A 19,059-nucleotide genomic window follows, 5' to 3' on the forward strand; every position below is an offset into this window, starting at 1 on the left:
CTACGAAAGATTCCCGCGTGAACCCGACCCTACGCCTGGGCCTGCTGGGCCTCGCTGTCACACTCTCCGCGTGTTCCGTTCTGGACAGCGACAAGATCGACTACAAGAGCGCCCAGCGCGGCTCTTCGCTCGAAGTCCCGCCAGACCTGACGCAGCTCTCGACCAACACGCGCTATGTCGTGCCGGGTGGCTCCACTTCCGCCGCCGCATATGAAGCAGGTCGCGCGCAACAAGCCAAGGCCGGAGACACTGCCGCGCCCAAGGCCGTCGGCGACGTGCACATCGAGCGCGACGGCAACCAGCGCTGGCTGGTCGTCGCGCGCTCGCCCGACGCGCTCTGGAGCCCGGTGCGCGATTTCTGGCTGGAGCACGGCTTCACGCTGGAAATCGACCAGCCCAAGCTCGGAATCATGGAAACGGACTGGGCCGAGAACCGCGCCAAGATTCCGCAGGACGTGGTCCGCCGCACGATAGGCAAGATATTCGATTCGCTCTACTCCACCGGGCTGCGCGACAAATTCCGCACTCGGCTGGAGCGCCGCGCCGACGGCGGCACCGACATCTACATCACCCACAAGGGCATGGAAGAGGTCTATACCAACGCCCAGAAGGACAACACCATCTGGCAGCCGCGCCCGGCAGACCCGGAGCTGGAGACCGAATTCATCCGCCGGTTGATGATCAAACTCGGCGTCTCCGAGGAGCAAGCCAAGGCCGCCGCAGCCGCAGCGCCACAGGCTGCGCCCGCAGCGGCAAAACTCGTCAACGCCGACGGCACGCAGGTGATTCAGATGGACGAGGACTTCGACCATGCCTGGCGCCGCGTCGGTCTGTCGCTGGACCGCACCGGCTTCACCGTCGAAGACCGCGACCGTGCCCAAGGCACCTACTTCGTGCGCTATGTCACGCCGACGGACAAGAAGGAACCCGGCTTCTTCGGCAAGCTCTTCGGCAGCTCCAGCAATGCCGCCGCACCCGAGAAATACCGCATCGTGGTGCGCAGCAACGCCAGGCAGAGCACGGTGTCCGTCCTGCGTTCGGACGGCAGTGCGGAGACTTCCGCCAATATCGAGCGCATCCTGCGCATTCTTGCTGACGATCTGAAATAAGCGCAGGCCCGAAAACGAAAAGCCCCGGCATTGCGCACGGGGCTTTTTTGCGGCCAATCGCGGAAAGCGCCATCGGCCGGTGATTGACCGAAAGATTACTTGCCGGTGGCGGCGGCAGCAGCCTTCTCGGCGGCTTCCTTGGCGGCAGCGGCAGCGTCCTTGGTCGCATCAGCGGCAGCGCTGCCTGCATCCTTGGCGGCATCAACGGCGTCTTTGGCTGCTTCCTTGGCAGCACCGGCGGCATCCTTGGCGGCGTCCGCCGTCGCTGCACCAGCATCCTTGGCAGCATCCACAGCGGCTGTACCCGCCGCCTTGGCGGCATCGACTGCATCCTTCGCAGCATCCTTGGCTGCATCGGCGGCAGAGGCCGGTGCCGGTGCTGCGGCAGGGGCGGGCGCCGGGGTCGGCTCCTGCTTGTTGCCGCAACCAACCAGCGCCGCAGCAGCCAGCAACGAAGCCAAAAGGACAGAATATTTCATGACAAATCCAATGAAAGCCGCAGGAATCCTGAAAAACCGCTCCATCGGCCCTGCTGGCCACCGATGGACGCGCCCCACAGCCCACTCTGCTGCAGAAAAACTAGTCTATTTTAGGCGGCGTCTGTCAATTCTGGTTTACCCGGAATGCAAACAGTTGTCACAGCCCCAGCACCGACGCTGGAAACCCCGGAGAGGACCTGGCGAGAACCCACTCGTCCAGCAGTTCGCGCTGCAACACCAGGCGCGCCGGCTCACCGCCGCTCACCCCGTTGCTGCGCACCGGATCCAGCCGCTGCACCACCCAGCGTTCGGACCATAGAACGCTGGGCAGGTCCGTTGCGTTGACGCCAGCGCACTTGCGCGCGGTGATCAGGTGGTCCCATTGCACGCGCCATTGCACAAAGCGCGGGTGCAGGCGCACGATGGCATCAAAGCTGGCGGCGAGCAGCGTCATACGCCGCCCGGCGCCAGACCACTGCTGCAGACTCTCGATGACCACGCGCTCGCCCAGCGGCCAATCGGCGAAATCGGCATCGCTGAGCACCAGCTCCCGCCAACCCGTACGCGCGGCGCAGGCCAAGGCATCGCGCACCAGCTGGCGAAACGCCTCCCGCCCCTCGAAGCGACCGGTGGGTAATGCGATTGCCGACTCGCCAGTATTCATGCCCCTACCCTCCTTGCGCGGCTACCTTGCGCCACAACTGCGACAATTCTCTCCCATGCACATCACTGAACATTGCGTCGTCGCCCTGACCTGGGTTCTGCAGGACACCCTGGGTGAAGAACTGGACGTGCTGGACGAGCCCGTCGATTTCCTGGTCGGCGGCGACGACCTGCTCGCCCGGCTGGAACAGGCGCTGCAGGGGCATGCGGCCGGCGACAGCCTGGCACTGCACCTGGAGCCGGAAGAAGCCTTTGGCGATTACGACGAAAGCCTGCTGTTCCTGGAGCCGCGCACCGCTTTCCCGGCGGAAATCGAGGAAGGCATGATCATCGAAGGTGCGCACCTGCCGGCCGATCTTGCCGACCGGCTGCCGCAGGAGCCGCTGTACACGGTCGCCCAGCTCTACCCCGATCATGTGGTGCTCGATGGCAACCATCCGCTGGCGGGCATTGCACTGCGGCTGCAACTCAAGGTGCATGCGGTGCGCGAAGCGACCGAAGAAGAAACCGAGCGGCGCAGCGCCGGCACGGGTTTTTTCCGCCTCGGTACCTCCTGAGAGCTTGAGAGACAAACGCGCTACATGCGCGTGATCTGCCCCTGGTAGACGCGCACGCGCTCGCCGTTGCGCAGCCCACCCAGGCTGGGCACTTCATAAACCTGCTGCGCACCGTCGTCGAAACGCACCGTCACGTAGTTCTGGCCGCTGCCGCCGCGGTTGCTCTGCTGCTCAATGGCATTGCCTGCCAATGCGCCGACGACCACACCGGCAATGGTGGCCAGCGCCCGTCCGGTGCCACCGCCCACCTGGTTGCCTATCACTCCGCCCGCCACACCGCCCGCGACCGCGCCGACTCCGCTGGTGCCGCCACCATCGCGCCGGCCTTCAACGGCCACCACGGTGCCATAGCGCGTGCCATAGGGGTCCGACTGGTTCTGATACATCTGCCCCTGCGGGTAGGCTTGGCGTTGCTGGGCATAGGGGCGCTCGCGATGGGTGGCACAGCCCGCCAGCGCCAGTGCCACTACCGCAGCAGCAGCCACGCCGGCCGCACGGTTGTTCTGAATCATCTTCACTCCTTCAAAAATGGGGCGCAGCCCTCGGCATCACTGCCGCCCCGTGGAACCATACCCACTCTGACCGCGCTCGCTCGGTGCAAATTCCCGCACCTCGCGCAGCTCGGCCTGCAGCACCGGCACGATCACCAGCTGTGCCAGCCGCTCCATGGGCTGCAAGGTGTACTCAACGCCGCTGCGGTTCCATGCGCTGACCATCAGCTCGCCCTGGTAGTCGCTGTCGATCAAACCCACCAGATTGCCCAGCACGATACCGTGCTTGTGCCCCAACCCCGAGCGCGGCAGGATGAGCGCCGCGCAGCCCGGGTCTTTCAGGTGGATCGCCATGCCGGTAGCCACCAGCTCCCATCGTCCCGGGGCCAGCGTCAGCGGCGCCTGCAGGCAGGCGCGCAAGTCCAATCCGGCACTTCCCGCCGTGGCGTAACCCGGCATGTGCACGCGCAGGCGCTCATCAAGAATCTTGAAATCCAGTTGCACGGTGTTCCTCAAGCTTTGCGGCCTTTTCCAGCCGCTGTCGCGCGCTGAATGGTCTGTTTCACGCGGTGTATCAAAGCCGCGGCAATGAACGCGAAAGCAATCAAGCCCTGCACCGGCTCCAGCTCCGGTATCCACCACACCGCCAGCCACGACAGCACGATCGGCACCACCAACACCGTCACCAGAAAGCCAAGCCCGGAAGCCTTCCACGCAGTGGTCGCAGCACCCTTCTTGCCGCCCGGGCGCTGGAGTGCGCCGGGCGCAGCCACCGCCGGGCTGGCTGGCCTGGAACCCTGCTGACCGGGAGCCGATGCGCCCGGCAATTGCGTATGGCTATCGTGTGACTGCGCACCAGGCGACGGCTGCCCCCTGCTGACGAGCTGCTCCACATAGCGCGCGAAATCGCCGTCTGGCGGCGTATGGCCCAATTGCGGCGGTTTTTCCGACATCGCTCCTCCCTTCAGTCGCCCCGTTACCGCCGGCTGCGCAGACGCTCGGCAATCTGCTGCACCAGGGTGCGCCCCAGTTCGCGTTTGCTCGCCCGCGGCAGCTCCTGCGCACCGGCTTCGTCCACCAGCAGCAGCGCATTGTCATCCTGGCCAAAAGTGGCGGGACCGATATTGCCCACCAGCAGCGGCACGCCTTTGCGCTTGCGCTTGGCACTGGCATTGGCCAGCAGATCCTCACTCTCCGCAGCAAAGCCCACGCAGTAGAGCTGTCCGTGGCGTGCGCGGGCACTGGCGGCCACCTGCGCGAGGATGTCGGGGTTCTCGACAAACGAGAGTTGCGGCACCGCGCCCGACCCGTCTTTCTTGAGCTTGTGCAGCGCCACCGCAGCCGGGCGCCAATCCGCTACGGCCGCTGTTGCTATGAACAAAGTAGCTGTAGCCACATGCTGCTCAACCGTTTCAAGCATGTTTTGTGCTGAATGCACATCGACACGCGCTACACCACGCGGCGTGGGCAGATGGACCGGTCCGGCCACCAGCGTGACCTGCGCGCCCGCCTCGCGCGCCGCGCGGGCAATCGCAAAGCCCATCTTGCCGCTGGAGTGGTTGGTGATGCCACGCACCGGGTCGATGGCCTCAAACGTCGGCCCGGCCGTGATGAGCACACGCTCACTGGCCAGCCACTTGGGCGTGAAAAACGCCTCCAGCTCCTCGAGGATTTCCGCGGGCTCCAGCATGCGGCCGTCGCCGGTCTCGCCGCAGGCCTGCTCGCCGCAGCCGACGCCGAGCGACACCGCCCCATCCGCCACCGCCTGCATCAGGTTGCGCTGCGTTGCCGGATGCGCCCACATCTCGCGGTTCATGGCCGGCGCCAGCAGCAGCGGCACGCGTTCGATCGGGCGCGCCACGCACAGCAAGCTGAGCAACTCATCCGAACGCCCCTGCGCCAGCCGGGCGATGAAATCCGCGCTGCAGGGGGCGATCAGAATCGCATCCGCCTCACGCGAGAGGTTGATGTGCGCCATCGCGTTGGGCTCGCGCATGTCCCATTGCGATGTGGCGACGGCGCGGCCGGTGAGCGCCTGCAGGGTCACCGCCGTGATGAAATGCTCGGCCGCTTCCGTCATCACCACCTGCACCGTTGCCCCGGCCTTTACCAGCAGGCGCGCCAGTTCGGCCGCCTTGTAGCAGGCGATGCCACCCGAGAGCCCCAGGACGATGTGTTTGCCAGTCAATGCATTCATGTCAGGCAATTTATCAGACCGGTCCACGCCAACGCCAAACGGTGATCAAACCAGCTTGGCAAAAGGCTTGCTCACGGTTGCATTTCCTATAATCAGCGTTTCCACCGGGAATGCGCCACCGAGTCCGCGCATCCCAAGCAGGACATGACCAAATTCGTCTTCGTCACCGGCGGTGTGGTGTCTTCCCTGGGCAAGGGAATCGCCTCCGCCTCCCTCGCCGCGATCCTGGAATCGCGGGGCCTGAAGGTCACGCTCGTCAAGCTCGACCCCTACATCAACGTCGATCCGGGCACCATGAGCCCGTTTCAGCACGGTGAGGTGTTCGTCACCGACGATGGCGCCGAGACCGACCTGGACCTGGGCCACTACGAGCGTTTCATCGAAACGCGCATGCGCCAGGCCAACAACTTCACCACCGGGCGCATCTACCAGAGCGTGCTCGAAAAAGAGCGCCGCGGCGACTACCTGGGCAAGACGGTGCAGGTGATTCCGCATATCACCAACGAAATTCAGGAGTTCATCAAGCGCGGCGCCGGCATAGGCACGGCCGATGCGGTGGATGTGGCGATTTGCGAAATCGGCGGCACGGTGGGCGACATCGAGTCGCTGCCTTTTCTGGAGGCCGCGCGCCAGCTGGCGCTGAAGCTGGGCCCGAACAACACCGCTTTCGTGCACCTCACTTACCTGCCCTGGATTGCCACTGCCGGCGAACTCAAGACCAAGCCGACGCAGCACACGGTGCAAAAACTGCGCGAGATCGGCATCCAGGCCGACGCGCTGCTGTGCCGCGCGCAAAAAGCCGTACCCCTAGAGGAGCGCGAAAAAATCTCGCTCTTCACCAACGTGCCCGAGTGGGGCGTGATCAGCATGTGGGACGTGGACACCATCTACAAGGTGCCGCGCATGCTGCACGAGCAGGGGCTCGACGGCCTGATCTGCGACAAGCTGCGGCTGAACACGCGCCCGGCCAGCCTGCAGCGCTGGGACGATCTGGTGCACGAAACCGAGCACCCGCAGGGCGAAGTGCGCGTGGCCATGGTCGGCAAATACGTCGAGCTGACCGATGCCTACAAATCGGTGAACGAGGCGCTCAAGCACGCGGGCATGCAGAGCCACGTGCGCGTGACCATCGCGCATCTGGATTCCGAAACCATCAGCGACGCGAACGCCGAGCAGCAGCTCGGCGGCTTCGACGCCATCCTCGTGCCCGGCGGCTTTGGCTCGCGCGGCATCGAGGGCAAGATTTCGACGGCCCGCTACGCGCGCGAGCACAAGCTGCCCTACCTCGGCATCTGCCTGGGGATGCAGGTGGCGACGATCGAATACGCGCGCCACGTGGCGGGCATGGCCAAGGCCAACTCCACCGAGTTCGATCCCAAGACGCCCTACCCCGTGATTGCCCTGATCACCGAATGGAAGGATCAGGACGGCAGCATCAAGACGCGCGACGAGAACTCCGACCTGGGCGGCACCATGCGCCTGGGTGCGCAGTCTTCGGATGTGCAACCGGGCACGCTGGCACATCACATCTACGGCGACGTGGTGACCGAGCGCCACCGCCACCGCTACGAGGCCAACGTGCGCTACCTCGATCAATTGCGCCAGGCCGGTCTGGTGATCTCGGCGCTGACGCAGCGCGAGCATTTGACCGAAATCGTCGAGCTGCCGCAAAGCGTGCATCCCTGGTTCATCGGTGTGCAGTTCCACCCCGAGTTCAAATCCGCGCCGTGGAGCGGTCACCCGCTGTTCAATTCCTTCATCGCCGCGGCCGTGGCGCGGCACAAGGGCTGACACCATGCGTTTGTGCGATTTCGACGCAGGTCTCACCCAGCCCTTTTTTCTCATCGCCGGGCCTTGTGTGGTCGAGAGCGAGCAACTGCAGATGGACGTGGCCGGGCAGTTGAAGGAAATCAGCGCCAGTCTCGACATCCCCTTCGTCTTCAAGAGCAGCTTCGACAAGGCCAACCGTTCCAGCGGCACCAGCTTTCGCGGTCCGGGCATGGAAAAGGGCCTGGAGATTCTGGCCAAGGTGAAACAAACCATTGGCGTGCCGGTGCTGACCGACGTGCACACCGAGGCCGAGGTGCCGGCGGTTGCCGCCGTCGTCGACGTGCTGCAAACGCCCGCTTTTTTGTGCCGCCAGACCGACTTCATCCACGCGGTGGCGCAATCGGGCAAGCCGGTGAACATCAAGAAGGGCCAGTTCCTCGCGCCGCACGACATGATCCACGTCATCGCCAAGGCGCGCGCCGCGGCGCGCGAAAAGGGTTTGCCGGAAGACAACTTCATGGCCTGCGAGCGCGGCGCGAGCTTTGGCTACAACAACCTGGTGAGCGACATGCGCTCGCTCGCCATCATGCGCGAGACCGGCGCACCCGTCGTCTTTGACGCCACGCACAGCGTGCAGCTGCCCGGCGGCAATGGCACGAGCAGCGGCGGCGTGCGCGAGATGGTGCCGGTGCTGGCGCGCGCGGCGGTGGCCGTGGGTGTGGCGGGCCTGTTCATGGAAACCCATCCTGACCCGGCACACGCACTCTCGGACGGCCCCAACGCCGTGCCGCTCAAACACATGCGCGCGCTGCTCGAATCACTCAAGGCGCTGGATGCAGCGACCAAGAGCCGCCCCTTTCTTGAAAACGACTTTGGAGTCTGAACCATGCCCTGCGGCTACATCATCGCGTCGGTCGACATCACCAACCAGGCGGCCTACGACGTCTACAAAAAGCTCAGCACCGAGGCCATCCGGGTGCACGGCGCCGAGGTGCTGGTGCGCGGCGGGGCCGTGGAAACGCTGGAAGGCGGCTGGAACCCGGGGCGCACCGTGGTGCTGAAATTCCCCAGCGTCGAAGCCGCCAAGATTTACTGGGATTCGCCCGAGTACCGTGCTGCGCGCGCCGCGCGCGAAGGCGCCTGCACCATGCGCATGGTCGTCGTCGAAGGCGCTTGATTTTTGATAGCTTGCAGCGCTTGCCCCTATTGCGCCAGAGCCTGATTTTTATTCAAACTGCCAGAGCCTGCGCCTCTGCCCACCCATCCAAGGAAACCCATGAGTGCCATTGTTGACATCGTAGGCCGCGAAGTGCTGGACAGCCGCGGCAACCCCACCGTCGAATGCGACGTACTGCTGGAAAGCGGCGTGATGGGCCGCGCGGCCGTGCCCAGCGGTGCCTCCACCGGCTCGCGCGAGGCGATCGAACTGCGCGACGGCGACAAGAGCCGCTACGGCGGCAAGGGCGTGCTGCGCGCGGTCGAGCACATCAACACCGAAATCTCCGAGGCGGTGCTGGGGCTGGATGCATCGGAACAGGCCTTCCTCGACAAGACGCTGATCGACCTGGACGGTACCGAGAACAAGAACCGTCTGGGTGCCAACGCCATGCTCGCCGTCTCGATGGCCGTGGCACGCGCCGCCGCCGAAGAAGCTGGCCTGCCGCTGTACCGCTACTTCGGCGGCATGGGCGGCTGCCAGTTGCCGGTGCCGATGATGAACGTGATCAACGGCGGCGCGCACGCCAACAACGGCCTGGATATTCAGGAGTTCATGATCATCCCGGTCGGTGCCGATTCGTTTCGCGAAGCGCTGCGCTGGGGCGCCGAAGTGTTTCATGCGCTAAAGAAAATCATCGCCGACAAGGGCCTGAGCACGGCGGTAGGCGACGAAGGCGGCTTTGCCCCGCGCGTGGAAAACCACGAGGCGGCGATTCAGCTCATCCTGCAGGCCATCGAGGCAGCGGGCTACACCGCAGGCGAGCAGATCGCGCTCGGCCTGGACTGCGCCTCCAGCGAGTTCTACAAGGATGGCCAGTACGTGCTGAATGGCGAAGGCGGGCTCAAGCTCACGGCAGAGCAATGGACCGACATGCTGCTGACCTGGGCCGACAAATACCCCATCATCAGCATCGAGGACGGCATGGCCGAGGGCGACTGGGACGGCTGGAAGCTGCTGACCCAGCGCATGGGCGACAACGTGCAGCTGGTGGGCGACGACCTCTTTGTCACCAACGCCAGGATCCTCAAGGAAGGCATCGAGAAGGGCGTTGCCAATTCCATTCTGATCAAGATCAACCAGATCGGCACCCTGACGGAAACCTTTGCCGCGATCGAAATGGCCAAGCGCGCGGGCTACACCGCGGTCGTCAGCCACCGCTCGGGCGAGACCGAGGACAGCACTATCGCCGACATCGCCGTCGGCCTGAACGCCGGGCAGATCAAGACCGGCTCGCTCTCGCGCTCGGACCGCATGGCCAAGTACAACCAGCTGCTGCGCATCGAGGAAGACCTGGGCGACGTGGCCGAATACCCGGGTCGCGCGGCGTTCTACAACCTGCGCTGAAGCACCCTCTCACCCCGTCGGCTGACCCTTGGGCTCGCGTACCGTTGCCCTGCTGCTCCTGCTGCTGCTGCTGCTCATCCACCTGCAGCTGTGGAGCGGGCACGGCAGCATCGGCGAGGTGGCGCAGATGCGCGCCCAGCTGTCCGCGCAGCAGGCAGCCAACGCCAAGGCGCGCCTGGCCAACGAGCACCTGGAAGCCGAAGTGCAGGACCTGAAGCAGGGTCTGGACATCGTCGAGGAAAAGGCCCGCAGCGAGCTGGGCATGGTCAAGCCCGGCGAGGTCTATGTCGAAGTGCTGCGCGGGAGCCCGGCCAAGCCCTGACGCGCGCCAATGACGTCACGGCGTCATGGCGTTGTCGGCTGCTGGCCATCGGCCTGGCGGAAGGCTTCGGCAAACCGATCCAGATGCGCCAGCAGCGCGCGCAAGGCCGCGCTGTTGTGCCGCCGCTGCATGTAGGCGGCGTACAGCCATACGTCCGACGGTGAAAATTGTTCCAGCGCGGGCTCCAGCTCGCCGCTCTCCAGCCACTGCGCCAGAGAGCGCCGTGCCGCCCACACCACGCCCAGCCCCTGCGTGGCCAGGGTGATCAGCGGCCCCTGCAGGCTGGCATTGACACGCGGCTGCAGCGCGAGCTCCAACGGCTTGCCTGCCACCTGAAAGCGCCAGCACGGCGCCTGCCCCGGCAGGCTCCAGGCCAGCTGCGCATGCGTGCACAGTTGCTCAGGCCGCTGCGGCTTGCCATGCGCGCGCCAATACGCAGGTGATGCTGCTGCCACAAAGTCGATCAGCAGCAGGCGGCGGACGATGAGATTGGCATCCGCGATGGGGCCGGCGCGAAATGCAAGGTCTATGCCTTCCTCGGCCAGGTCCACGACCCGGTCTGTCATGCGCAAATCGAGTGTCACCTCGGGGTATTCCTGCAAGAAATCGCCCAGCATGGCCGGCACGTCGGTATGCGCGAGCTCGTAGGGCATGGTGACTGAAAGCCTGCCGCTGGGACGCGTTGCGCGCTGGTGCAGTTCGCCCTCGGTGAGGTTCACCAGCTCCAGCACCGCGCTGCTGCGTTCAAACAGCAGTTGCCCCGCATCGGTCAACGACACCTTGCGCGTCGTGCGGTTGAACAGGCGCAGGCCGAAACGCTTCTCCAGCTGGGCGATCGCCTTGCTCACGCTCGCAGGTGAAACGCCCTGCGCCGCCGCGGTACCGGAAAAGCTGCCGCGGCGCGCCACCTCGCGAAAGATCTGTATGAGGTCAAGCGAATCCATGGCCGATTATTCCCTTTGCGCGCACGTCGCAGCCGCATTCTCGACCTCGGGCAGCCGTGGGCTGTCGGCATTCCCTGTGACACAAGCGAGATCTTCGAGTGTTGCGTCGCAATCGCACGCCTCAAGCATCTTCTTGCCTTGTCTCCAACAGCGGCAGTAAGCTTGTTTCAACGCAATGCAGACACGGCTGTCGACGGCCGACCATTGCGCCGCCTACCGCATCAGGAGCCATTCATGAACCTGTCCAGCTGGCGTGTGAGCACCCGCCTGACCGTGAGCTTCGGCGCCGTCTGCGCCTTGCTCGTCATCTGCATAGTGACCGGCATCCTGGCGCTGCAACACACCAGCGGCGACTTGGAGCGCATCTCGCATCGCGACTTGCCCGAGCTGCTGGAAAGCACCTCGCTGATGTCCAACGCCGACGCGATTGCGATCGCGCTGCGCAACATGATGCTGAGCAATGACCCGAGCGACCGCACGCGGCTGACGCAGGCGATCGCGGCGGCACGCCAGTCCAATGCTGCAGCGCTTGAGAACATCAACAAGACCGCGACTTCACCCGAAAAGCAGGCACTGCTCGCGAAAGTTCAGGCAACGCGCGATGCCTACCGGGCCGGCGCGGATCAACTCGCCAAGCTGGTACTCGCAGACCAGGTCGACGAAAGCCGCTTGTTCCTGAACGAAACGCTGCGCCCCATGCTGGCGAACTACAAGGGCGCGATACAGGCCTTCATCGATGCCGGGCGCAAGGCCGCCGATCAGACGGGCAAGGATGCGCAGAGTGCAGCGGACAACGCCCGTACCCTGCTGATTGGTCTCGGGCTGATTGCACTTGCGCTGGCCGCGGTGCTCGGCTGGCTGATCAGCCGCAGCCTGCTGCGCGAACTCGGCGGTGAGCCGGCCGAGGCCGCGCAAATGGCGCAGGCGCTGGCCGCGGGCGATTTCACACGCTCCATCCAGGTCAAGAGCGGTGACGGCAAGAGTCTGATGGCGCAGCTGTCGTCGATGAAGAGCAGTTTGGGCGAGGTGGTTACCCGCGTTCGCCGCAGCTCCGACAGCGTGGCCGTGGCCAGTGCCCAGATCGCACAGGGCAATCAGGACCTGTCTGCGCGCACCGAAAGCCAGGCCAGCGCCCTGGAAGAAACCGCGGCCTCGATGGAGCAGCTCGGCGCCACCGTGCGCCAGAACGCCGACAGCGCGAACCAGGCCAACCAGCTCGCCCTCAGCGCCTCCGAGGTGGCGGCGCGCGGTGGCAACGCCGTCAACCAGGTGGTGCAGACCATGAAAGGCATCCACGAGAGTTCCACGCGCATTGCCGACATCATCAGCGTGATCGACGGCATCGCGTTTCAGACCAACATCCTGGCGCTCAATGCCGCGGTGGAAGCAGCGCGTGCGGGCGAACAGGGCCGCGGTTTCGCCGTGGTGGCCGGCGAAGTGCGTTCACTGGCCGGGCGATCGGCCGAAGCGGCCAAGGAAATCAAGCAGCTCATCCAGGAAAGCGTCGACCGCGTCAGCCAGGGCAGCACCATGGTCTACGAGGCCGGTGAAACCATGACCGAGGTGGTGACCAGCATCCGCCGCGTGACCGACCTGATGAGCGAAATCAGCGCCGCCAGCAACGAACAGGCGAGCGGCGTCGCCCAGGTGGGCGAGGCCGTGACCCAGATGGACCAGGCGACGCAGCAGAACGCCGCGCTGGTGGAAGAAATGGCCGCTGCCGCGGCCAGCCTGAACACCCAGGCACAGGACCTGGTGCAGGCGGTCTCCATCTTCAAGCTGGGCAGCGAGTCAGCCTCGGCACCGGCGAGGGCCACCACTCCAGCGCCCCGTCACGCGCCGCCGCCACCCGCAGCGCGCAAGCCCGTCAAGCCGGCTGCCCTGGCCAAGGCAGCGCCCAAGGCGGCCGCCTTGCCTGCAGCGCCGGCGCCCAGGGCAGCCGCGCCCGCAAGTAGCGAGGGCGAGTGGGAATCGTTCTGAACCGCCCCGCCTCACTGCATGTGGGGCGGCACCGGTGGCTGGCTGCCGGGTTCGGTGAAGATCTGGCGGACATCGACAGCATCAAAGCGGTATTGCTGACCGCAGTATTCGCACGCAACCTCCGCCTCGCCACGCTCGCGCAGAAGGCCCTGCACTTCCTCCTGCCCCAGGCTGCGCAGCATGCCCGCCACGCGCTCGCGCGAGCAGGTACAGGTAAAGCGCGGGCCCTGGTCCCCTGAAAGAGGGGCAAACCCCATCAAGCGCTCTTGCCAGAACAGGCGGTGCAGCACGGCAGAGGGCTGCAGCTCCAGCAGCTCCTGCCGGGAAAGGCTGGCCGCCAACGTGGCGATGCGTTCGTAGCTCTGCGCCGCGTCCTGCGCGCTGCCACCCAGATTGCCCGCGCCCGAAAGCGGCATGCGCTGCACCAGCAGGCCGGCTGCGACACTCTCATCCGCCGCCAGCACCAGGGTGGTGGCCAGTTGTTCCGAGCGCTGCATGTAGTGCTGCAGACCGGCAGCCAGCGTGTGAAAAGGAGCACCATCGTCGCCCGTCAGCCCCACGATGCCCTGATAGGGCTGCTGGCCTTGCTGGCGCGTCTGCGGATCGAGCGTGATCGCGCAGCGCCCCTTCCCCCCGGGGTTCACCAGCATCGCCAGATCGGCGCCTGCAGGCACCACGCCGCTAAGGGATGCGGTGGCACGCAGACGCAAACCGGCGTCGACCTGCGCCACCGCAAGACGCACCGGGCCATCGCCCGCCATCTGCAAAATGAGCGTGCCATCGAACTTGACGTGGGTGTGCATCAGCACCGAAGCCGCCAGCATCTCGCCCAGCAACTGCGCCACCGGCACGGGGTAGGCACCGGTTTCGGTATTGGCCGCGCGACGGCGCAACACCTCGGTCCAGGCATCGGTCAGGCGCACGATGGCGCCGCGCACCGGCAGACCATCAAACAGAAAACGCTGCAGCTCGGACACGGCAGAGCGATCAGGCAATGCGCTTGAGCCCGGCCTTGAAGCGGCGGGCATTTTCAATGTAGTCGCGTGCGCTCCAGCGCAGGCCCTCGATCTGCTCGGGCGTGAGCTGGCGCACCACACGCGCCGGGCTGCCGATGATCATCGAGCCATCGGGAAACTCCTTGCCCTCGGTCACGAGCGAGCCGGCGCCGACGAGGCAGTTCTTGCCGATCTTCGCGCCATTGAGCACCACGGCGCCAATGCCGATGAGCGATTCATCGCCTATCGTGCAACCATGCAGCATCACCTTGTGGCCGACGGTCACGTGCTTGCCCACGGTCAGCGGCAGGCCTTCGTCCGCATGCAGCACGCTCGCGTCCTGGATATTGGAGCCGGCGCCTATGGTGATGTGCGCGGTATCGCCGCGCACCACGGTGCCGAACCAGATGCTGGTGTCTTCGTGCAGCGTGACGGCGCCCATCACCTCGGCGCTTTCGGCCACCCAGCTGCTGGCCGCCCGCTGAGGCGCCACGCCATCGAGTTCATAGATTGCCATCGCGCCGGGTCTCCATCAAAGGCTGAAAACTACAATTGTAGAGATGGAGCTTCGCCAACGCGCCCTGGATCTTCTAGGGCTGACAGACATAGAACAAAAACCACTGCAGACGCTTGCCCTGCATGCGCAAGCAGCTACTTTGGATATAGCAACAACGGCGACTTTGGTGGCCGAACAGGCACTGCCCGGTCACCCTGACCGCCCGCTGCTGCTGGCACCTACCGAGGTGCGGCGCCGCTCCCCTGCCACGCCCGAGGGCCGCGCGGTGCTGATCCACGCGATTGCACACATCGAGTTCAACGCCATCAACCTCGCGCTGGATGCCATCTGGCGCTTTCCGGGCATGCCCGAGGCCTACTACCGCGATTGGCTGCGCGTGGCGGCCGAAGAGGCCAGGCACTTCACACTGCTGCGCCAGCACCTGCGCAGCCGGCTGGGCCACGACTACGGTGACTTCCCGGCGCACCAGGGGCTGTGGACCATGTGCGAAAAGACCGCGCACGACATCACGGCACGCATGGCGCTGGTGCCGCGCACGCTGGAGGCGCGCGGACTGGACGCCACGCCGCTGATCCAGCACAAGCTGCGCAGCACGGGCGCGCCCGATGCACTGGCGGCGGTGGAGATTTTGAACATCATCTTGCACGAAGAAATCGGCCATGTGGCCATTGGCAACCACTGGTACCGTTGGCTCTGCGCCCGCCAGGGGCTGGACCCGGTGCGGCACTACGCCGTGCTGGCGCGCCAGCACGCTGCGCCACGCGCCAAGCCGCCGCTCAACGAGCCCGCACGCCTGGCCGCGGGCTTCACCGAGACCGAATTGCGCTGGCTCGCCGGGGAGTAGACGACAATGGAGCGCACGGCAGCGTTGCCTACAATGCCTTTCACCACGCCGCGTACGGCGCCACTTACGCCAGCCATCGCATCCATGACAGACCCATCCGCCACCCCCTCCCCTGGCCAGCGCAACGGCCCGGCAGGCGCGATGATCGCGCGTCAAGCCATCGTCAACGCCAGGCAGGCGGTCGTCGGCTACGAACTGCTGGATCGCTCGCACGCACGCGACGACCATACGGCCGCCAGCGATGTGCTGGCGCTGTTCAACGCGCTCTCGCATGCCGGCAGCGAAGAAATCGTGGGCAAGAGTCTGCTGTTCGTCAACTGCACGCATGAGAGTCTGTCCGGCGGCCATCTGGAGCTGGTCAATCCCGACAGGATCGTGCTCGAAATTCCCCCGCTGGCGCGCCCTGACGCCGAGGAAATTGCTGCCCGCCAGCCGGTACTGGCGGCATTGCGTGAGCGCGGTTTTCATCTGGCGTTCAACCAGTCGGTACTTGAATCCGCCTACGCGCCCTGGCTGGCCCAGGCCGATTTCATCAAGCTCGACCTCTCCGTGCTGCCCCCTGACCAGGCCACGGTGCTGATCCAGCATGCACAGCGCCAGAGCCAGGCCGAACTGATCGCCGAGAAGCTGGAAACCGCACAGCAGTACGACATGGCTTCGTCGCTCGGGGTCGGGATGTTCCAGGGCTACTGGTTTGCCCGTCCGGCGCTGGTGCAGGCCAAGCTGCTGAGCCCGGTGCAGGCCAACATCCTCGAACTGCTCAACCTGGTGCGCAAACAGGCCAATACCGATCAGATCGAAGACGTATTGAAGCGCGATGCGGGACTGGCCTTCAACCTGATGCGGCTCATCAACTCCGCCGGCCTGGGGCTGCGCCGCGAGATCACCTCGTTTCGCCAGGCCGTCATGTTGCTGGGCCTCAAGAAATTGTTTCGCTGGGCCGCGCTGTTGCTGACCGCCGCCCGCAACGGCGGACCGCCACCCGCCGTCGGCCAGACCGCGGTGGTGCGCGGGCGCTTCATGGAGCTGCTGGCGCAGGAGTTCCTCACGCCCGAGCAGGTGGACGAGGCCTTCCTTGCGGGCATGTTCTCCATGCTCGATCAGATGCTGGAGATGCCGCTCGACCAGGCCCTGCAGTTGCTGGATCTGCCCACTGAAGTGGTCAATCAGATCGAGCACCATGATGGCCCCCTGGGCCAGCTGCTGCTGCTGGTGCAGGCCTGTGAAACCAACAGCGATGAAGACTACGACCATGCGCTGCAGACGCTGCCATTGACCAGCCAGCAGGTGAACATGGCGCATCTGCAGGCACTTGCCTGGGCCGACCAAGTGTGCGAAGTCTGACACCGCACACACCGCCCCTGCACACCATGACCGATACCCAAAGCGCCGCCCCCGCCACCCCCGTCGACGACAACACGGTCGCGATCGCCCGCCAGGCCATCCTCGACGCCCAGCGCGCCGTGTTTGGCTATGAACTGTTCGATCGCAGCACCGCAGCCGACCAACACACCGCCGCCACGGATGCGGCCGTGCTGTTCAACGCGCTGTCCTACGCCGGTTCCGAAAGCCTCATCGGCCGCAACACCGTCTTCATCAATTGCACCCACGAAAGCCTGGTCGGCGCGCACCTGGATCTGATCCATCCCGAGAAGGTGGTGCTGGAGGTGCCTCCGCTGGGCGCCGAGGCATCGGCGCAGGACATCGACGACAAGGTGGCAATTTTCCAGGGCCTGAAGGAGCGCGGTTTTCGCATCGCGCTGGACCAGCATGCCCTGCGCAAACCCTATGCCAGTTGGCTGCCACTGGCGGATTTCATCAAGCTGGACATGCTGGCGTTCAAGCCGGAGCTGGCCGAGCCACTGGTGAAATTCGCCCGCGCGGCCAACGCCAAGGCCACGCTGGTGGCCGAAAAGGTGGAGTCCGCCGAGCAATACGAACGCATGGCCAAGCTTGGCGTGACCTTGTTCCAGGGCTACTGGTTTGCCAAGCCGTCGGTGGTCAAGGCGCAGACCATACGCCCGTCGCAAGCCACCATCCTGCAGCTCATCAACCTGGTGCGCAAGCAGGCCGACACGGATGAAATTGAGCAACTGCTCAAGCGCGACCCGACGCTCTCCTTCAACCTGCTGCGCTTCATCAACTCATCGGGCTTCGGCCTGCAGGTGGAGATCACCTCGTTCAAACACGCGGTGATGATTCTCGGGCTCAAGAAGCTGTTTCGCTGGGCCGCACTGCTGCTCACCACCTCGCGCAACAGCAGCACGCCGCTGGCCGTGGGGCAGACGGCCGTGGTGCGCGGGCGGCTGATGGAACTGCTGGCCGCCGAGATGCTGCCGCCCGAGGAGGCCGACAACGCCTTCGTGGTCGGCGTCTTTTCGCTGCTGGACGTGATGCTGGGCGTGCCGCTGGAACGCGCGCTGGAAACCGTGTCGCTGCCAGAGCCGGTGGTCGACGCGCTGCTGCACAAACATGGCGTGTTCGCGCCCTTCCTGGAGCTCACCATCGCCTGCGAAAGCGGAGACGATGCCGCGTTTGCGCGCGCTTGCGCGCAGTTGCAGCTATCCAACCACCAGGTCAACATGGCGCACATGCAGGCACTGGCCTGGGCGGACGAACTGACCAGCGAAAGTCCGTAGCCCGTTCCCCGCCTCACCCACGCGGGTGGTGCTGCGCATGCAGCTGCTTGAGCCGCTCACGCGCGACGTGGGTATAGATCGTGGTGGTCGAAATATCGGCATGGCCCAGCAGCAGCTGCACCACGCGCAGATCCGCGCCGTGGTTGAGCAAATGCGTGGCAAACGCGTGGCGCAGGGTGTGGGGAGAGAGCGGCACCGCAATGCCGGCCAGCCGTGCGTATTTCTTGACCAGCATCCAGGCCATCACCCGTGTCATGGCGCTGCCTCTGTGGGTGACGAAAAGGTCGGCCGTCTGCTGCCTGCCAAGGATCGCAGCGCGCGCATCCTGCCCATAGCGTTGCAGCCATTCGCACGCCACCTCTCCCATGGGCACGAGCCGCTCCTTGCTGCCCTTGCCCAGTACCCGCACCACGCCCTCGGCCAGGCTGATCTGAAAGGTCTTGAGCCCCACGAGCTCGCTCACACGCAGGCCGCTGGCGTACATCAGCTCCAGCATCGCCCGGTCACGCAGGCCAAGAGCGGTCGCCACATCCGGCGCGGCCAGCAAGGCTTCCACCTGCGCTTGCGTCAGCACATCCGGCCGGCGCGGCGGCTGGCGCGCGGCCAGCATGCGCAGCGTCGGGTCCCCGACCAGCAAGTTCTGTTGGCGCGCCCAGTGAAAGAAGCGCCGGAAGACCGTCAGCCGCCGGTTTGCGGTGGTGGCGCGCGTTTGGGCATGGCGTTCGGCGAAATACGCATTGAGCTGCGCCTCCGTGGTCTGCAGCAGCCCCGAACCCTGGCCCGCAAGCCAGGCGGCCAGCGCGCTCAGGTCGCGGCGGTAGGCCTGCAAGGTGTTGGCCGCCAAGCCGTCCTGCAGCCACAGGGCATCGGCAAAGCCGTCAATCAGCCGGATATCGGCATCAGCGGGCTGGTACGCAGCACGATCAGGCATCGTCGATCCGGAAAAATCAGGGAAATCCCTGCAATGAAACCATCAGGCAGCAGGTTGA

Annotated in this window: 21 protein-coding genes; 11 read left to right on the forward strand and 10 right to left on the reverse strand. The window is 65.4% G+C overall.

Features of this window, described 5'->3' with window-relative positions:
* The first annotated feature begins 17 nt into the window (after positions 1 to 17).
* The gene (gene bamC / locus ABS45_RS05555) at positions 18 to 1,109 is read left to right on the forward strand and encodes an outer membrane protein assembly factor BamC (RefSeq protein WP_291553851.1); all 1,092 of its coding nucleotides are present in this window, start codon (positions 18 to 20) and stop codon (positions 1,107 to 1,109) included.
* 95 nt (positions 1,110 to 1,204) lie between these two features.
* On the opposite strand, the gene ABS45_RS05560 is transcribed toward bamC, so the two are convergent.
* Positions 1,205 to 1,588 carry a hypothetical protein gene (locus ABS45_RS05560; protein WP_366246625.1) on the reverse strand — a complete coding sequence of 128 codons (384 nt, stop codon included), beginning with the start codon at positions 1,586 to 1,588 and terminating at the stop codon, positions 1,205 to 1,207.
* Between the two features lie 157 nt (positions 1,589 to 1,745).
* Positions 1,746 to 2,252: a hypothetical protein gene (locus ABS45_RS05565; RefSeq protein ID WP_291553853.1), complete on the reverse strand. Its 507-nt coding sequence runs from the start codon at positions 2,250 to 2,252 to the stop codon at positions 1,746 to 1,748.
* A 55-nt stretch (positions 2,253 to 2,307) separates the two neighbouring features.
* On the opposite strand from ABS45_RS05565, the gene ABS45_RS05570 reads away from it, so the two are divergent.
* The gene (locus ABS45_RS05570) at positions 2,308 to 2,808 is read left to right on the forward strand and encodes a peptidylprolyl isomerase (protein WP_291553855.1); all 501 of its coding nucleotides are present in this window, start codon (positions 2,308 to 2,310) and stop codon (positions 2,806 to 2,808) included.
* Positions 2,809 to 2,828: 20 nt separating this feature from the next.
* Here ABS45_RS05570 and ABS45_RS05575 read toward each other — a convergent pair whose 3' ends face one another.
* Genes ABS45_RS05575 through coaBC form a run of 4 tightly spaced genes read right to left on the reverse strand, consistent with a single transcriptional unit; the run spans position 2,829 to position 5,496 of the window.
* Positions 2,829 to 3,320: a glycine zipper 2TM domain-containing protein gene (locus ABS45_RS05575; RefSeq protein ID WP_291553858.1), complete on the reverse strand. Its 492-nt coding sequence runs from the start codon at positions 3,318 to 3,320 to the stop codon at positions 2,829 to 2,831.
* Between the two features lie 36 nt (positions 3,321 to 3,356).
* A complete protein-coding gene (dut, locus tag ABS45_RS05580) occupies positions 3,357 to 3,803 on the reverse strand; it encodes a dUTP diphosphatase (RefSeq protein WP_291553861.1) in 447 nt (148 codons plus the stop codon).
* A gap of 8 nt (positions 3,804 to 3,811) precedes the next feature.
* A complete protein-coding gene (locus tag ABS45_RS05585; protein ID WP_291553864.1) occupies positions 3,812 to 4,252 on the reverse strand; it encodes a hypothetical protein in 441 nt (146 codons plus the stop codon).
* Positions 4,253 to 4,275: 23 nt separating this feature from the next.
* Positions 4,276 to 5,496: a bifunctional phosphopantothenoylcysteine decarboxylase/phosphopantothenate--cysteine ligase CoaBC gene (gene coaBC / locus ABS45_RS05590; RefSeq protein WP_291553867.1), complete on the reverse strand. Its 1,221-nt coding sequence runs from the start codon at positions 5,494 to 5,496 to the stop codon at positions 4,276 to 4,278.
* 144 nt (positions 5,497 to 5,640) lie between these two features.
* Here coaBC and ABS45_RS05595 point away from each other — a divergent pair, with 144 nt between their 5' ends.
* The 5 genes from ABS45_RS05595 to ftsB all read left to right on the forward strand — a co-directional run bounded on the left by ABS45_RS05595 (position 5,641) and on the right by ftsB (position 10,151).
* On the forward strand, positions 5,641 to 7,287 hold the full coding sequence (locus ABS45_RS05595) for a CTP synthase (RefSeq protein WP_291553870.1): 1,647 nt from the start codon (positions 5,641 to 5,643) through the stop codon (positions 7,285 to 7,287).
* Between the two features lie 4 nt (positions 7,288 to 7,291).
* Positions 7,292 to 8,149, forward strand: a complete 858-nt coding sequence (gene kdsA, locus ABS45_RS05600) for a 3-deoxy-8-phosphooctulonate synthase (RefSeq protein ID WP_291553873.1) — start codon at positions 7,292 to 7,294, stop codon at positions 8,147 to 8,149.
* Between the two features lie 3 nt (positions 8,150 to 8,152).
* Positions 8,153 to 8,443, forward strand: coding sequence for a DUF1330 domain-containing protein (locus ABS45_RS05605; RefSeq protein ID WP_291553876.1), 291 nt, complete (start codon positions 8,153 to 8,155; stop codon positions 8,441 to 8,443).
* 99 nt (positions 8,444 to 8,542) lie between these two features.
* A complete protein-coding gene (gene eno / locus ABS45_RS05610) occupies positions 8,543 to 9,829 on the forward strand; it encodes a phosphopyruvate hydratase (RefSeq protein WP_291553879.1) in 1,287 nt (428 codons plus the stop codon).
* Positions 9,830 to 9,857: 28 nt separating this feature from the next.
* A complete protein-coding gene (gene ftsB / locus ABS45_RS05615; protein WP_291553882.1) occupies positions 9,858 to 10,151 on the forward strand; it encodes a cell division protein FtsB in 294 nt (97 codons plus the stop codon).
* Positions 10,152 to 10,174: 23 nt separating this feature from the next.
* Here ftsB and ABS45_RS05620 read toward each other — a convergent pair whose 3' ends face one another.
* Positions 10,175 to 11,095, reverse strand: coding sequence for a LysR family transcriptional regulator (locus ABS45_RS05620; protein ID WP_291553885.1), 921 nt, complete (start codon positions 11,093 to 11,095; stop codon positions 10,175 to 10,177).
* A gap of 234 nt (positions 11,096 to 11,329) precedes the next feature.
* On the opposite strand from ABS45_RS05620, the gene ABS45_RS05625 reads away from it, so the two are divergent.
* Positions 11,330 to 13,075, forward strand: coding sequence for a methyl-accepting chemotaxis protein (locus ABS45_RS05625; protein ID WP_291553890.1), 1,746 nt, complete (start codon positions 11,330 to 11,332; stop codon positions 13,073 to 13,075).
* 11 nt (positions 13,076 to 13,086) lie between these two features.
* Here the strand turns inward: ABS45_RS05625 and ABS45_RS05630 are convergent, their stop codons facing one another.
* Entirely contained in the window at positions 13,087 to 14,052 is a 966-nt protein-coding gene (locus ABS45_RS05630; RefSeq protein WP_291553893.1) for an Hsp33 family molecular chaperone HslO, read from the reverse strand.
* A 10-nt stretch (positions 14,053 to 14,062) separates the two neighbouring features.
* On the reverse strand, positions 14,063 to 14,587 hold the full coding sequence (locus ABS45_RS05635) for a gamma carbonic anhydrase family protein (protein WP_291553896.1): 525 nt from the start codon (positions 14,585 to 14,587) through the stop codon (positions 14,063 to 14,065).
* A gap of 43 nt (positions 14,588 to 14,630) precedes the next feature.
* Between ABS45_RS05635 and ABS45_RS05640 the strand changes: the two genes are divergently transcribed.
* The 3 genes from ABS45_RS05640 to ABS45_RS05650 all read left to right on the forward strand — a co-directional run bounded on the left by ABS45_RS05640 (position 14,631) and on the right by ABS45_RS05650 (position 18,070).
* Complete coding sequence (locus tag ABS45_RS05640; protein ID WP_291553899.1) at positions 14,631 to 15,431, forward strand: ferritin-like domain-containing protein; 801 nt, start codon at positions 14,631 to 14,633, stop codon at positions 15,429 to 15,431.
* 84 nt (positions 15,432 to 15,515) lie between these two features.
* Positions 15,516 to 16,775 (forward strand): HDOD domain-containing protein, encoded by a 1,260-nt coding sequence (locus ABS45_RS05645; RefSeq protein ID WP_291553902.1) that lies wholly within the window; start codon positions 15,516 to 15,518, stop codon positions 16,773 to 16,775.
* Positions 16,776 to 16,801: 26 nt separating this feature from the next.
* On the forward strand, positions 16,802 to 18,070 hold the full coding sequence (locus ABS45_RS05650) for an HDOD domain-containing protein (protein ID WP_291553904.1): 1,269 nt from the start codon (positions 16,802 to 16,804) through the stop codon (positions 18,068 to 18,070).
* Between the two features lie 13 nt (positions 18,071 to 18,083).
* Here the strand turns inward: ABS45_RS05650 and xerD are convergent, their stop codons facing one another.
* Positions 18,084 to 19,001, reverse strand: coding sequence for a site-specific tyrosine recombinase XerD (gene xerD, locus ABS45_RS05655; protein WP_291553907.1), 918 nt, complete (start codon positions 18,999 to 19,001; stop codon positions 18,084 to 18,086).
* Positions 19,002 to 19,059 lie beyond the last annotated feature (58 nt).

This window comes from Comamonas sp. SCN 65-56 (assembly GCF_001724135.1).
Lineage (GTDB): Bacteria > Pseudomonadota > Gammaproteobacteria > Burkholderiales > Burkholderiaceae_C > Comamonas_C.